General features: G+C 63.0%; 15 protein-coding genes. 10 read left to right on the forward strand and 5 right to left on the reverse strand.

The window, feature by feature from the left end; translation table 11 throughout:
* Positions 1-158 precede the first annotated feature (158 nt).
* Entirely contained in the window at positions 159-326 is a 168-nt protein-coding gene (locus tag BLW80_RS30565; RefSeq protein ID WP_170849847.1) for a hypothetical protein, read from the forward strand.
* A 30-nt stretch (positions 327-356) separates the two neighbouring features.
* On the opposite strand, the gene BLW80_RS29525 is transcribed toward BLW80_RS30565, so the two are convergent.
* Positions 357-971: a hypothetical protein gene (locus tag BLW80_RS29525; protein ID WP_093762150.1), complete on the reverse strand. Its 615-nt coding sequence runs from the start codon at positions 969-971 to the stop codon at positions 357-359.
* A 196-nt stretch (positions 972-1,167) separates the two neighbouring features.
* On the opposite strand from BLW80_RS29525, the gene BLW80_RS29530 reads away from it, so the two are divergent.
* A complete protein-coding gene (locus tag BLW80_RS29530; RefSeq protein WP_093762152.1) occupies positions 1,168-1,401 on the forward strand; it encodes a hypothetical protein in 234 nt (77 codons plus the stop codon).
* 117 nt (positions 1,402-1,518) lie between these two features.
* Here BLW80_RS29530 and BLW80_RS29535 read toward each other — a convergent pair whose 3' ends face one another.
* Together BLW80_RS29535 and BLW80_RS29540 are read right to left on the reverse strand one after the other, a co-directional pair.
* On the reverse strand, positions 1,519-2,247 hold the full coding sequence (locus BLW80_RS29535) for a YkgJ family cysteine cluster protein (RefSeq protein WP_093762154.1): 729 nt from the start codon (positions 2,245-2,247) through the stop codon (positions 1,519-1,521).
* 83 nt (positions 2,248-2,330) lie between these two features.
* Positions 2,331-3,002, reverse strand: coding sequence for a TetR/AcrR family transcriptional regulator (locus tag BLW80_RS29540; protein WP_093762196.1), 672 nt, complete (start codon positions 3,000-3,002; stop codon positions 2,331-2,333).
* Positions 3,003-3,271: 269 nt separating this feature from the next.
* Between BLW80_RS29540 and BLW80_RS29545 the strand changes: the two genes are divergently transcribed.
* From BLW80_RS29545 to BLW80_RS29565, 5 genes are all read left to right on the forward strand, one after another.
* Positions 3,272-4,507, forward strand: coding sequence for an acyl-CoA dehydrogenase family protein (locus tag BLW80_RS29545; protein WP_068731553.1), 1,236 nt, complete (start codon positions 3,272-3,274; stop codon positions 4,505-4,507).
* A gap of 22 nt (positions 4,508-4,529) precedes the next feature.
* Complete coding sequence (locus BLW80_RS29550; RefSeq protein WP_068731551.1) at positions 4,530-5,591, forward strand: phosphotransferase family protein; 1,062 nt, start codon at positions 4,530-4,532, stop codon at positions 5,589-5,591.
* Positions 5,592-5,710: 119 nt separating this feature from the next.
* Positions 5,711-6,622 carry a DMT family transporter gene (locus BLW80_RS29555; protein ID WP_068731549.1) on the forward strand — a complete coding sequence of 304 codons (912 nt, stop codon included), beginning with the start codon at positions 5,711-5,713 and terminating at the stop codon, positions 6,620-6,622.
* 162 nt (positions 6,623-6,784) lie between these two features.
* Complete coding sequence (locus BLW80_RS29560; RefSeq protein WP_093762156.1) at positions 6,785-7,696, forward strand: DMT family transporter; 912 nt, start codon at positions 6,785-6,787, stop codon at positions 7,694-7,696.
* Positions 7,697-7,815: 119 nt separating this feature from the next.
* Positions 7,816-9,057, forward strand: a complete 1,242-nt coding sequence (locus BLW80_RS29565) for an MFS transporter (protein WP_170849848.1) — start codon at positions 7,816-7,818, stop codon at positions 9,055-9,057.
* A 29-nt stretch (positions 9,058-9,086) separates the two neighbouring features.
* Here the strand turns inward: BLW80_RS29565 and BLW80_RS29570 are convergent, their stop codons facing one another.
* Positions 9,087-9,872, reverse strand: a complete 786-nt coding sequence (locus BLW80_RS29570) for an SDR family NAD(P)-dependent oxidoreductase (RefSeq protein WP_093762160.1) — start codon at positions 9,870-9,872, stop codon at positions 9,087-9,089.
* Positions 9,873-10,007: 135 nt separating this feature from the next.
* Here BLW80_RS29570 and BLW80_RS29575 point away from each other — a divergent pair, with 135 nt between their 5' ends.
* Both BLW80_RS29575 and BLW80_RS29580 read left to right on the forward strand, forming a co-directional pair.
* Complete coding sequence (locus BLW80_RS29575) at positions 10,008-10,751, forward strand: histidine phosphatase family protein (RefSeq protein WP_093762162.1); 744 nt, start codon at positions 10,008-10,010, stop codon at positions 10,749-10,751.
* Between the two features lie 191 nt (positions 10,752-10,942).
* Positions 10,943-11,710, forward strand: coding sequence for an SDR family NAD(P)-dependent oxidoreductase (locus BLW80_RS29580; protein ID WP_093762164.1), 768 nt, complete (start codon positions 10,943-10,945; stop codon positions 11,708-11,710).
* Positions 11,711-11,867: 157 nt separating this feature from the next.
* Here BLW80_RS29580 and BLW80_RS29585 read toward each other — a convergent pair whose 3' ends face one another.
* Positions 11,868-13,091: a serine hydrolase domain-containing protein gene (locus tag BLW80_RS29585; protein ID WP_093762166.1), complete on the reverse strand. Its 1,224-nt coding sequence runs from the start codon at positions 13,089-13,091 to the stop codon at positions 11,868-11,870.
* 174 nt (positions 13,092-13,265) lie between these two features.
* On the opposite strand from BLW80_RS29585, the gene BLW80_RS30660 reads away from it, so the two are divergent.
* Positions 13,266-13,360, forward strand: a 95-nt coding sequence (locus BLW80_RS30660; protein ID WP_139281446.1) for a GTP-binding protein, incomplete at its 3' end; no start/stop codon positions are given.

Consider the following 13,360-nt stretch of genomic DNA (forward strand, 5'->3'; position numbering starts at 1 on the left):
ACCCGTCATCTCGTCAGCAGTGCCTGCGCCAGTCCCTTCTGCGCATCCGGCAACTGATCGCGGCGCGGATCCAGGACGCTCCCATTCAGAACGCAGACGTCGCCTCCCATGCAACGGATTGCATGGGGCCGCGTTGGCTCACAAGGGGAGGCACCAGCATGAATGTTCGCAAGCCGGCGGAGCGGGCCCCGGAAGGTCCGGGCGAAAAGCCGGACCCGCTCACGATTCCCGGAGATCACCCCGCTCCGGAGGATCAGTTCGGCGGCGGCGACATCTGCTCGCCGGAGGCAGAGCCTCCGACCGACGACGACAAACCGCTCGACTGATCCCCCGGCGCAACGCGCGCTTCGCGCGGGCTACATCGGCGGAACGACGCCGTTGGTGCCGGCGACCACGTTGCCGGTGGACAGCGTTCCGTCATCCGCCTTCTGCGACGGCACGAACACCGTCATGCCGGGCTTCAGCTCACCTTGCGCGGCAGCCGCAAAGGTCACGACCGTCGTGTCATCCGCGACCGAGATGGTCTTTTCCTTGCCGTGGAAGGTCACCGTGATGTTGCGGCCGTCGACGTCCTTGACGGCGTTGGTGACGGTGGCGTTGGTCATGGTGCTGTTCGGCTTCAGATCCCAGGGATAGCTGCCTTCGCCGGTGCCCTTCATGCCCGCCGGGAAGATCAGGACCTCGAGAGCGCCGTCGCCGCCGCGCGATTTGGGCAGCGAGGCGATGCCGACGAAGTCGCCGGGCTTGATGTCGTTGAGCGAGGCCTTGGCCACGCCGGTGACTTTCCAGTTATCGTTCAGCTTGATCGCGGTCGAATTGCCCTCGCGGGTTTTGACCGTCAGCTTCGCGCCGTCGACACTCTCGACCGTGCCGCGCACGCGAACCGTCTCGGCTGCGCTTGCGGCGGAAATGGTGGCTGCACTCAGCAGGGCAATGCCCAGCCCGGTGATTACAGCAGAAAACGCTCTCATATTTCGTCCTTTCACGTAACGCTATGGCGTGGTGCCGCGAGAGTTACGTTCGGGGATCGCGATGATTACGTGGGCGAGGATCACGGTGCGGTGATCGGGAACACTGGTGCGCTCTCGCAGCCTCGTTCTATGTGCCATGTGATTATCGGAACGATTTTGCCTTGCGCTGCTTGCTCAGGTCGGAGAGGTTCGAAATATGACCATCATGTCAAAGAAAGCTGCGCTGCTCATCCTGGCTGCCGTTGCTGAACTCGCGCTCGCTGACGCGGCATCTGCCCGAGGCGGTGGCAGCAGCTTCATGAACTCGCCGGGCTATCAGCGCCGGCTGCAGGAATCGCGCGGCTACGTCACAAACCAATCGGGCTCACTCGTGTCGCAGCCGGCTGCGCCTGCGCCAGTCCAGCACTCACGCAAATCGCGGCGCCGATAGCCGGTGGCGGGGAGGGCGTCAGCCCCTGGATATGAATGTAGAGTCGCGCGACGAAGGGACGGAAATACTCATCGATCATGTCGGCTGTTGGTCGTGAGCGGGGTCGCGCATTCGCCATCACGAACCGGCATGGCGCTTAGCTTCCGGTGCAGGCCCAGCGATGGTTCCCATCTCGTCCAGCAGCGCCTGCGCCAGTCCCTTCTGCGTATCGGGCAGGCCGCGATTGCGCGCTGACTGCTCCAGCGCGAAGGTCGCTTCCATGTGAATGCGGAAATGCGCGGCGTTCTGCTCGACGCCGGTGCCTTCGGGCAGGTCGCCGAACACCACGTCGTGGCAGCGCGCCACCGAGCGCGAGGTGAAGGCGCGGCAGGTCAGCGGGCGGACCTCATAGACCGTGCAGCGATTGTCCGATCCGAGCAGCGCGCAGCGCATGCGGAGTTTCATGACGTCGGCGGCATCGCGTGCGGCGGTCGCGGCGACTTCGAGGCGGGTGCGCAGTGCCGCCTGTTCGTCCGGCGTGAAATGCGCCGCGATATGTTTGGCCATCACCGTTGCGGTGCCGGGCGGCACCTGGACGTAAAGATGACAACAGGCCGCGCAGCCGCTGGTGCAGGCATTGCCGGGCTGGTTCGGGATGTTGTCGCGAATGGCTGCGGTGGCGGCATCCGCAATGGCGGTCGCATCGCGGGCGGCGTCGGCGATGCTGTCCGCCTGTTCGAAGGCGACGCCATAGGCCGCGCGCAGATTGCCGAAGATGCCTTCATAGCGGCCGGACAGCGAGCGCATCAGCGTGCCCACTTCCGCGATATTGTCCGACACGAAGTCGATGGCGTCCTGTGCGCTCATGCTGGGGTCCCGATCCGCTCCCGGAATACGCTGCGAATCGCGGGGGCGTCACGCGCAATCTCAAGTGGAACCGGGTTTACCGTTCAGGCGCGCGCTTTGGTCTTGGCTGGTTCCTTCGCAGGTGACCTGGCCGCGCGGCCCGTCAGCGCCATGACCGCGACCGCGACCACGCGGTCGGTGATCGCCTGCACATCGTTGAGGTCGCACAGCCCGTCGGACATGCGCGTCAGGCGTTCGCTGTCGCGGATGGTCTGGTGCGCCATGGCCAGCGCGAAATGCAGCGCCCAGAAGATATCCGCGGGATCCTGATCGGGCAGGGACCGGCGCATCGCCGCGGCGAAGCGCTTGAGGTGATCGACCTCGCGGTTCTTGATCTTGCGGATCGGCGGCACGGATTCGATCGAGGCGCGGATCATGAAGCGCGCGGCGTCCGAGCGCTGCTTCTCGGGGCCGAGACAGCCGCGCAGCGTCGGGCCGACCAGCGCGGCAAAGATCGCATGGATGTCGGCGCGGCCGTCGCCGGCTTCCTCCGCCGCCTTCAATTCGCGCAGGCGCTCGCGATTGGTGGCGAGGCTGCGCGTCACGAACAGTTCGGCGATCAGTTCGTCCTTGCTGCCGAAATGATAATTCACCGCCGCGAGATTGACGTCCGCCGCCGCCACGATGTCGCGCATGGTCACATCCGCAAAGCCGCGTTCGGCATAGAGCCGTTCGGCTGCGGTGATGATCGCCGTCCGTGTGTGGTCTGCTGCCATGCGATCGTCCTGATCAAAACGGTCCTTTTGCAACATGGCCCCATGCAAGCGGCGCGGATCGGGGTCATTGCATTTCAAACGCGTGTATGAAACTATCGTTTGAGCGTCGGGAAATGTCAATGTGCGCCTGATGGCATATTGCATCTGCTCAACGCCATCGCCCCCGCGCGGATCTGTGCCGCATCAGCAGAGACAAATTTGCTCTTGCGGTGATCCAGCGACGGGACAACAGTGCCGCCAACAATTCTAAAAAACGCGAGGATCGCCCCATGGATTTCAATATGTCGGACCGCCAGCGCGAATGGCTCGAGCGCGTGTCCTCCTTCATGACCAAGCATGTCCGCCCCGCCGTGCCGATCTATCGTCAGCAGGACGAAGCGGGCGAGCGCTGGAAGGTGATCCCGATCGTCGAGGAATTGAAGAAGAAGGCGAAGGCTGAAGGCCTGTGGAACATGTTCATGCCGCCGTCGTCGCATGAAGACGACGAATTCCACGGCGCGGGACTGAGCAATCTGGAATATGCGCTGCTCGCCGAACAGATGGGCCATATCGGCTGGGCCTCGGAAGTGTTCAACTGCTCCGCGCCGGACACCGGCAATATGGAAGTGTTCATGCGCTATGGCTCGAAAGAGCATAAGCAGAAGTGGCTGAAGCCGCTGATGAACGGCGAGATCCGCTCCGCCTTCCTGATGACCGAGCCGGATGTCGCGTCGTCGGACGCGACCAATATCGAGACCTCGATCAAGCGCGACGGCGACGAATACGTCATCAACGGCACCAAGTGGTGGTCTTCGGGCATGGGCGATCCGCGCTGCGCCGTGATGATCGTGATGGGCAAGACCGATCCGAGCGCGGCGAAGCATCAGCAGCAGTCGCAGATCCTGGTGCCGCGCGATGCCAAGGGTGTGACGATCGAGAAGATGCTGCCGGTGTTCGGCTTCGACGATGCACCGCATGGCCATGCGCGGGTGAAGCTGGACAATGTCCGCGTTCCCGCCAGCAACATCCTGCTCGGCGAAGGCCGCGGCTTCGAGATCGCGCAGGGCCGTCTCGGTCCGGGCCGCATCCATCATTGCATGCGCACCATCGGCAAGGCCGAAGAGGCGCTGGAGAAGATGGTGCGCCGGCTGTCGTCGCGCACCGCCTTCGGCAAGAAGATCATCGAATATTCGATCTGGGAGCAGCGCATTGCTGAAGCCCGCACCGATATCGAGATGAACCGTCTGCTCTGCCTCAAGGCCGCCGACATGATGGACAAGGTCGGCAACAAGACCGCCCAGCTCGAAATCGCGATGATCAAGGTCTCCGGCCCCAACATGGCGCTGAAGATCATCGACAACGCGATCCAGGCTTATGGCGCCGCTGGCGTGTCCGACGATGCGGGTCTCGCCCGTGACTATGCGTCGATGCGCACCATGCGTCTCGCCGACGGTCCGGACGAGGTGCACAACCGTGCCATTGCGCGGCTCGAACTGCGCAAGTATGCCAATGAGTCGAAGCACTAAGAAACGCTAAGCGGAGACTGACGTGACCGATGGTGTGAAGCGCGACGACGAGTATAACGGCACGAGGCCAGTGGAGGAGCGGCATCGCTTCGACGAGATGAGCCTCGAAGCCTGGATGCGCGAGCATGTGGAAGGCTATGAGGGGCCGCTGACCGTCCTGCAGTTCAAGGGCGGACAAAGCAACCCGACCTATCGGCTGAATACGCCGAAGCAATCCTACGTGATGCGGCGCAAGCCGTTCGGCAAGCTTCTGCCATCGGCGCACGCCGTCGATCGCGAATACAAGGTGATCGCGGCATTGGGCAAGCAAGGCTTCCCGGTCGCCAAGGCCTACGCACTCTGCACCGATGACAATGTCATCGGTTCGGCGTTCTACATCATGTCGATGGAAGACGGCCGGATCTTCTGGGATCCGGCGCTGCCGACGGTGCCGAAGGAAGATCGCCGCGCGATCTTCACGGCGAAGATCGAGACGCTGGCGCAACTGCACAGCTACGATCCCGAGAAAATCGGGCTCGGCGATTTCGGCCGTCCCGGCAATTACTTTTCCCGTCAGGTCGATCGCTGGACCAAGCAGTACCGCGCCTCCGAGACGCAGCTCATTCCGGAAATGGAACGGCTGATCGAATGGTTGCCGACCTCCGTGCCGGAGCAGGAGCGGGTGTCGGTGGTGCATGGCGACTATCGCATCGACAACATGGTGTTCCATACGACGCAGCCGAAGGTGCAGGCGGTTCTGGATTGGGAGTTGTCGACATTGGGCGATCCGATGGCCGACTTCACTTATCTCCTGATGCAGTGGATCATGCCGGGCCTCGACGGGCTCGACTTCAAGGCGCTCAACATCCCGACCATGGATGAAGCCGCCAAGATCTATTGCGACAAGGCCGGCCGCAAGAGCGTGCCCGATCTCAACTGGTACTATTGCTACAACCTGTTCCGGCTCACCGGCATTCTGCAGGGCATTGCCGGTCGTGTTCGCGATGGCACCGCGTCGTCAGCCAAGGCGATGGAGTCTGCCAAGCGCACCGTGCCGCTGGCGCAGGCGTCGTGGAAATACGCGCAGCTCGCGGGCGCGAAATAAACGATTGAAGAGGCGCGACCGACTGGGGATCGCGCCTCTTTCATGATCGCTTCAGAGATGCCCCGCTAAGAGGGCCGGCCGCAGCAAGTGCTGCTGCGTCGATCGACCTGGAAACGCACTTGTCTCTCTCTCCCAGTCTTCGCGGCAGCGTGCTGATGGCCATAGCCATGGCCGGCTTCAGCCTCAACGACGCGCTCACGAAATTCCTGACGCTGCACATGAACTTCGGCCAGGTGATGCTGGTGCGCGGTCTGTTCGCCGTCGTGCTGATCGGCGCGCTCGCCACCCAGCGGAAGGCCCTGCGTCCGCTGCGCATCCTGTTCGTGCCGTCTGTGGCGCTGCGCGTATTCGGCGAGATCGGCGGCACCGTGACTTTTCTGGCGTCGCTCGCACATCTGCCCCTTGCGAACGTATCGTCGATCTTTCAATCGCTGCCACTCGCGATCACGCTCGGTGCGGCACTCATCTTCGGTGAGCAGGTGGGCTGGCGGCGCTGGCTGGCGATCGCTGCGGGCTTCGTCGGCGTTCTCATTGTGGTCCGGCCCGGCGTGGAGGGCTTCAACCAGTTTTCGCTGCTGGCGCTGTTGTCGGTCGCGTTCTGTACTGTGCGCGATCTCGCGACCAAACGCATTCCGACCGAAATCCCTTCACTGTTCGTCACGTTTTTGACGACGATCGTCGTGACGATCGTTGGCGCCATCCTGCTCGTTCCGCTGGGCGGCTGGACGCCGCCCTCGAACCGGTCGCTCGGCCTGCTGGCGCTCGCCGCTGTGCTGGTGCTGATTGGATATCAGTGCGTGATCCTGGCGCTGCGCGCCGGCGATATCTCCGCTGTTGCGCCGTTCCGGTACTCGCAACTGCTGTGGGCCATGTTGCTTGGCTACCTCGTGTTCGGCGATGTGCCGGACGGCCCGATGGTTCTCGGCGCGTCGGTGATCGTGCTGTCCGGTCTTTATGCGTTCCATCGCGAGCGTGTTCGCAACCGGTTGCCGGCGGCCAGTGCGCCGAGCATGCCGCCGGATGGGTTGTAGGCTTGGCGCCCGGCCATCAGTCCGGCGCGCAGTGAATGGCAGGGACGCGTGAGCCATCTGGCTCGCACGTCCGTCTTCGTGCACATGAGGCGCAATCATTTGGCCTGAGTCTTGCTCTGTTCGGAGCCTGTCTGCTCCGACCGTAACTCACTCAGGATTGTTTTGCCTCTCTCTCCCAATCTACGCGGCAGCCTGCTGATGGCTGTCTCCATGGCAAGTTTCAGCGTCAACGACGCGATCGCCAAATTTCTCACCGTGCAGATGCATTTCAGCCAGGTGATGATGCTGCGCGGGCTGTTTGCCAGCGTGATGATCGGTGCGCTGGCGGTGCATCAGGGCGCGCTACGGCCGCTGCGGCTGCTGTTCGTGCCGTCGGTGGCGCTGCGTATCTCCGGGGAGATCGGCGGCTCGGCGCTGTTCCTGGTCGCGGTGAGCGCGCTGCCGCTCGCCAATGTGACTGCCATCGTTCAATCGCTGCCGCTGGTGATGACCTGCGGCGCCGTGCTGATTCTGGGCGAGCCGGTGGGGTGGCGCCGATGGTTGGCGATTGCCGCGGGCTTCATTGGCGTGCTGATCATCGTGCGGCCGGGCGCCGAGGGGTTCAGCCAGTTCACTTTGGTGGCGCTGCTATCGGTGTTGTTCTACGCCACGCGCGATCTCGTCACCAAACGCATCCCGGCCGAAATTCCCACGCTGTTCGTGACCTTTCTCACCGCCGTTGCGGTGACCCTGGCTGGGGCAGTGTTCACCCTGCTGCACGGGGACTGGACTGCGCTATCGTTTCATTCGCTCGCTTTGCTGGCGCTGGCGGCGGTGATGACGCTGATCGGATTCCAGTGCGTCATCCTCGCGCTGCGCGTCGGCGATGTCTCGTCGGTCGCGCCGATGCGTTATTCGCAGATGCTCTACGCGATGCTGCTGGGCTATCTGGTCTTCGGTGACGTGCCCGACGCCATGATGGTGCTCGGCGCGGGCGTCATCGTGCTGTCCGGCATCTACACCTTCCACCGCGAGCGCGTGCGCGACCGTTTGCTGGCGACGAATTCATCGAACGCTCCGCCTGACGGATTGTAACTGTCTGCGTTATTTCTTGACCGCCATCCGATACGCAGCGATGGCATGGCGCCGCAATCATAGGTAGCGTTCTATGGGGACGCATTGAGCGCGGCGGTGGGGAAATGCAAACGCATGCGATGGCCGAGACCGATCCGGCTGACGAGACGTCGTTGCGCTATATGGGCTGGCGGATTGTTGCCGCCCTGTTTCTGGTCCAGATCTCGATCTTCGGTTTCGGCCTGTACGGGCAGGGCATCTATGTCGCCGAACTCCGCCGCCTCAACGATTGGCCGACCGGGTTAATCGCAACGGGAAGTACGCTCTGCCTCGTACTGGGCTCCCTGCTATCGATGTTCGTCAGCGATCTGTTGCGCTGGATCGGGCCGCGCAGCCTGGTCCTTGCGGGTATCGCCGCGCTTGCGACAGGTCTTGTATTGCTGGCATCGGCGGACTCCCTGCTGCATCTCTATGCGGGCTTTGTCGTGCTCGCGCTGGCCTGGGTCGGCCTCGGGACGATCACCGCTGCGGCGATCGTCGGTGCGTGGTTCGACCGCAAGCGCGGCCTGGCGATCAGTCTCACCTTCACCGGGGCGACGTTCAGTGGCATCTTGTTGATGCCCGGTCTGGTCCTGCTGGTCGAAGCGACCGGATTTCGTCACGCGCTGGATATCGCCGCCGCCGTGTTGGCGATCGTGCTCGTGCCGGTCGTGGCCATCATGGTTCGATTCCCGCGCGCAGGGGAACGGCGGATTGCCGAAGCTGTGCATGCGGCTCCGCCATTGTCACGTGCAGACCTCCTGCGCGATCCCGGGTTCTGGAGCTTGACCGCACCATTCGCGTTCGCGATCCTGGTGCAGGTTGCGTTCATCGTGCATCAGATATCGATCCTGACGCCGATAATCGGATTTCAGTCGGCGGGCGGCGCGGTCTCGCTCACAACGGCCATGTCGCTGGTCGGGCGCATTACGCTTGGTCTCGTTGCCGACCGCGTCGACCCACGCCGCGCTGCCGCGGTATCGATCTTCAGCCAGGCTGCGGCACTGAGCGTATTGGGATTCTCGACCAGCACGACCGGGCTATTCCTTGCCTGTGCGGTGTTCGGCTTTTCGATGGGCAATCTGATCACGCTGCCGGCGCTAATCGTTCAGCGCGAATTCCCGTCGAACGCGTTCAGCGTGGTGCTCGGGCTGTCCATCGGGATTGCCGGCGTGATCAATGCCTGTGGGCCGGCAACCATGGGGCTTCTGCGCGACCTTACGGGCGGCTACGCGACACCGATTTTCATCGGCGTCGCCATTCAGGTGGCCTCGGCGCTTGCCGTATTGGCCGCACCGCGAGGAGGCCATGCAGCAGTTGTTCTGGATCGCAGGACGAGTTGAGCGAAGCCAAACCCATCCCGCGTTCCGTCTTAGATCGGCTTGCCCGCGTAAGGCATTGACGCTGTGAGGCCGCCGTCCACCGGGATCGCCTGGCCATTCACATAGGACGCGTCGTCGCTTGCCAGGAACAATCCCATCGCCGCGAGTTCATGCGGCTGGCCGGCGCGCTTCAGCGGATTGAGCTGGCCGATCTTGCCCTGCGTGCCGCGTTCCTTGGCGTTGTCGAAGATTGGCTTGGTCATGCCGGTCTCGATCAGGCCGGGACATACCGCATTGATGCGCACGCCGGTGCCGGAGAGCGAATAGGCTGTCGTCTGCACCAGGCTGATGACGCCGGCCTTGCTGGACGCATAAGGATGGCCGGAGGCGCCGGACTTCAGGCCGGCGACAGAGGCCGTGAGAACGATGGAGCCGTGGCCCTGTTTCACCATATGCGGCATGGAATGCTTGATTGCGAGGAACGGCCCGATCAGATTGATGCGCAGGATTTCCTGCCATTGCTCGACGGTCTGTTCGAGCAGCGGCACGAGGCCGCCCGACACGCCGGCGTTGGCCCAGATCGCATCGAGCTTGCCGTATTTGGACACGGCCTTGTCGATGAAGGCTTTCACATCGCTCTCGGAACCGGCATCCGCCGTGATCGCTTCAATGGTGCCGCCGGCATCGCTCACGAGTTTGGCTGTCTCATGCACGCTCTCGCTGCGGTCGACGATGATGAGCTTGGCGCCTTCCAGCGAGAACAATTGCGCTGCGGCGCGGCCGATGCCGCTGCCTGCGCCGGTGATGATGACGGATTTGCCTGCGAGGCGGCCCATAACTCTCTCCCTGTATGTTTTTTGTGCGGCGTGCCGCCATATGGAATTCAATGATGCGTGCCAAGCTGCGAAGATGCTTGAGGCGCTTCGCGCTCTGACGTAGGACGGATGAAACAGTATTGAAGGGTGGTCACGATGTCCAACGCCGAGAAACCGTTCGTGGCGCAGCATACAGTCCCTCAAGGGGTGACGGCGACGCGGTGGTGGTGGGTGCGACACGCCCCGGTGCGGAGTGACGGCGGCAACATCTACGGCCAGAAGGACATGGACTGCGACTGCAGCGACCGCGTGGTGTTCGATGCGGTCGGCAAGATCCTGCCACGCAATGCCGTCTGGGTTGCCAGCAATCTCAAGCGCACGCATCAGACGGCGAGTGCGATCTGGGCCGCGGGATTTCCGAAACCCGACGCGATGCCGCATGAAGCGGATTTCGCCGAACAGCATCTCGGCGACTGGCAGGGCATGAACCGCGCCGCGTTCTTCGCCAGCCGTCCCATCAATGTCGGCAGCTACTGGTTCGCGCCCATCGATGAGCCATCGCCGAATGGCGAAAGCTTCATGGATCTCTACAACCGTGTCCGCCGTGGCATCGAACGCATTAATGTCGAGCACGCCGGCAAGGATATTATTGCAGTGGCGCATGGCGGCACGATCAAGGCGGCCATCGGTCTTGCGCTCAACGATCAGCCGGATCGCGGTCTCGCTTTCACCATCGACAACTGCTCGGTCACGCGGCTCGATCATCTCGCCAGCGACGGCCACAGCGGCTGGCGCATCCCGATGGTCAACCAGCAGCCATGGATCGCCGATCCCTCGCATGCGGCGATGCATCAGCCGGCGGGGCCGGAAGTCGCGACGTCGAGCACAAAGCTGGCGTAGTTGCTAACCTCTCCCCGCTTGCGGGGAGAGGTCGGATCGCGAGCGCAGCGAGTGATCCGGGTGAGGGGGACTATCCATTCGCTCCGAGCTTGCGGAGGCTCCCCCTCACCCCACCCTCTCCCCGCAAGCGGGGAGAGGGAGCGAGAGGCCGGCGTTTTAAACAACATCAACAACATCAGGGAGAAACACACATGAACCTGTTCGACATGACCGGAAAAGTCGCCGTCATCACCGGCTCGACGCGCGGCATCGGCCGCGCCATTGCCGAGCGCATGGCGGAGCACGGCGCCAAGGTGGTGATCTCGTCGCGCAAGCAGGATGTTTGCGACGAGGTGGCGAAGGAGATCAACGCGCAGTTCGGCGCGGGGACTGCGGTGGCGATCGCCGCGAACATCTCCAGCAAGGAGAACCTGCAGAACCTCGTCGACGAGAGCAAGAAGGCGTTCGGCAAGATCGATGTGCTGGTGTGTAACGCTGCGTCGAATCCGTATTACGGGCCGCTGGCCGGCATTTCCGACGATCAGTTCCGCAAGATTCTCGACAACAACATCGTCGCCAACAACTGGCTGACCAGCATGGTCGTGCCCGACATGATCGAACGCAAGGACGGCTCGGTGATCATCGTGTCGTCGATCGGCGGGTTGAAAGGCTCGACGATCCTCGGCGCCTATGCGATCTCGAAAGCCGCCGACATGCAGCTCGCGCGCAATCTCGCCTGCGAATACGGCAAGTTCAATGTCCGTGTGAACTGCATCGCGCCCGGCCTCATCAAGACCGACTTTGCGAAAGCGCTGTGGGACAATCCGGAGAACCTCAAGGCCTCCACCGCACGCTCGCCGCTGCTGCGCATCGGCATCCCCGATGAAATCGCGGGCGCCGCGGTCTTCCTGGGATCCGCAGCCGGGAATTTCATGACCGGGCAGACCATGGTGATCGACGGCGGCGCGACGATTAGTTGATTTCAAACTCGTCGTTCCGGGGCGTGGACGGCGCCGAAGGCGGCGGCCGCGTACCCGGAACCTCGACGTGGGAGTCTCCGTCGGTGTCAGGCCATTTCGAGATTCCGGGTTCGCGTCCGGCTTGCGCCGGCCGCGCCCCGGAATGACGACTTCGTCGTCACTCCACCGCCGCGTAAACCAGACTCCGGATCAGTGTCCTGAAATACTCCCGCTGCCCCGGCCCCTGCGACATGAACACCGCGAACAGTTCTTCCTGCGGATCGATCCAGAAGAACGTGCCGGCGACTCCGCTCCAGAAGAACTGACCCTTCGATCCCGCATAGGGCGCGTGACCATCGTCCGTGCGCACGGCGAAGCCGAGGCCGAAGCTGTGGCCGGGCGGCACGAGATGTGTCTCCAGCTTCACGTTGGGGCTGAGGTGATTGGACGCCATCAGATGCAGCGTGCGGCTGCCGATCACTCTGACGCCGTCCAGCGTGCCGCCGTTGAGCAGCATCTGGCAGAAGCGCGCATAGTCCATGGTCTTCGACACCAGACCGCCGCCGCCAGATTCCATCTTCGGAATTTCGAGCGGATCGAACAGCGCGACTTTCTCGCCGGTCCACGGATCGGTGGGGAAGGGCTGCGCGATACGGTCCTTGTTCGTGCTTGCGGTGTGGAAGCCGGTCTCCGCCATCTGCAGCGGCGCCAGAATGTTCTCGGTGAGATAGTTGCCCAGCGACTTGCCGGACACGACCTCGATGACACGGCCGAGAATGTCGGTGGAGCGGCTGTAATTCCATTCACTGCCGGGCTGGCAGATCAGCGGCAGGCCGGCGACGATCTTGGCGTGCTCCTCATTGGTGATATCGCGATTGCGCAGGTTCGACTTCTGATACATCCGCTGCACCATGCCGTTGCCGGTGATCTCATAGGAGATGCCCGACGTGTGCCGCAGCAGGTCCTGGATCGTGATCGGGCGCAGCGGCAGCGCCAGTTCGAGCGCGCCGTTGCGCTCGACGCCGACCATGGTGTCGGCGAATGCGGGGATGTATTTCGCAAGCGGGTCGTTCAGCAGGATATGGCCGTTCTCGACCAGCTGCATGATGCCCAGCGAGACGATCGGCTTGGTCATCGAGAAGATGCGGAACAGACTATCGCGCGACATCGCGGTCCCGCCGTCCGGGGTCTGCTTGCCGAAGGCCTCGTAATAGCCGATCTGGCCGCGGCGGGAGACCAGCATGGTGACGCCCGGCGTGGTGCCCTTGTCGATCTCGCGCTTGAACGCGTCCGACATGATTTGAAGACGGTTTGATGACAATCCCAGCGTTTCCGGCCGGGCCTGCGGCAGCTCGGGGGTCTCAAGGGAAACGGCGTGTTTTGCGGCAGTTTGGGCGTTCATGGGGGCTCCCGATAGTGCTTTGATTGATCTTGTCATTTGCCGGCTTACATAGGGGGCTCGCCGGCATGGTTGGACAAGCTTGGCCCAGAAGTTCGGGCTTGAACAGGGCCGTTTTCCCTTGTAACCAGCCGCCGGTTTGGTGCTGCGCACGGGCGTGGCTTAACAGGTGGATCTATGGCCAAAGCAAAATTTGAACGTAACAAGCCGCACTGCAATATTGGTACGATCGGTCACGTTGACCACGGCAAGACGTCGCTGACGGCGGCGAT

This window comes from Tardiphaga sp. OK245 (assembly GCF_900108575.1).
Lineage (GTDB): Bacteria > Pseudomonadota > Alphaproteobacteria > Rhizobiales > Xanthobacteraceae > Tardiphaga > Tardiphaga robiniae.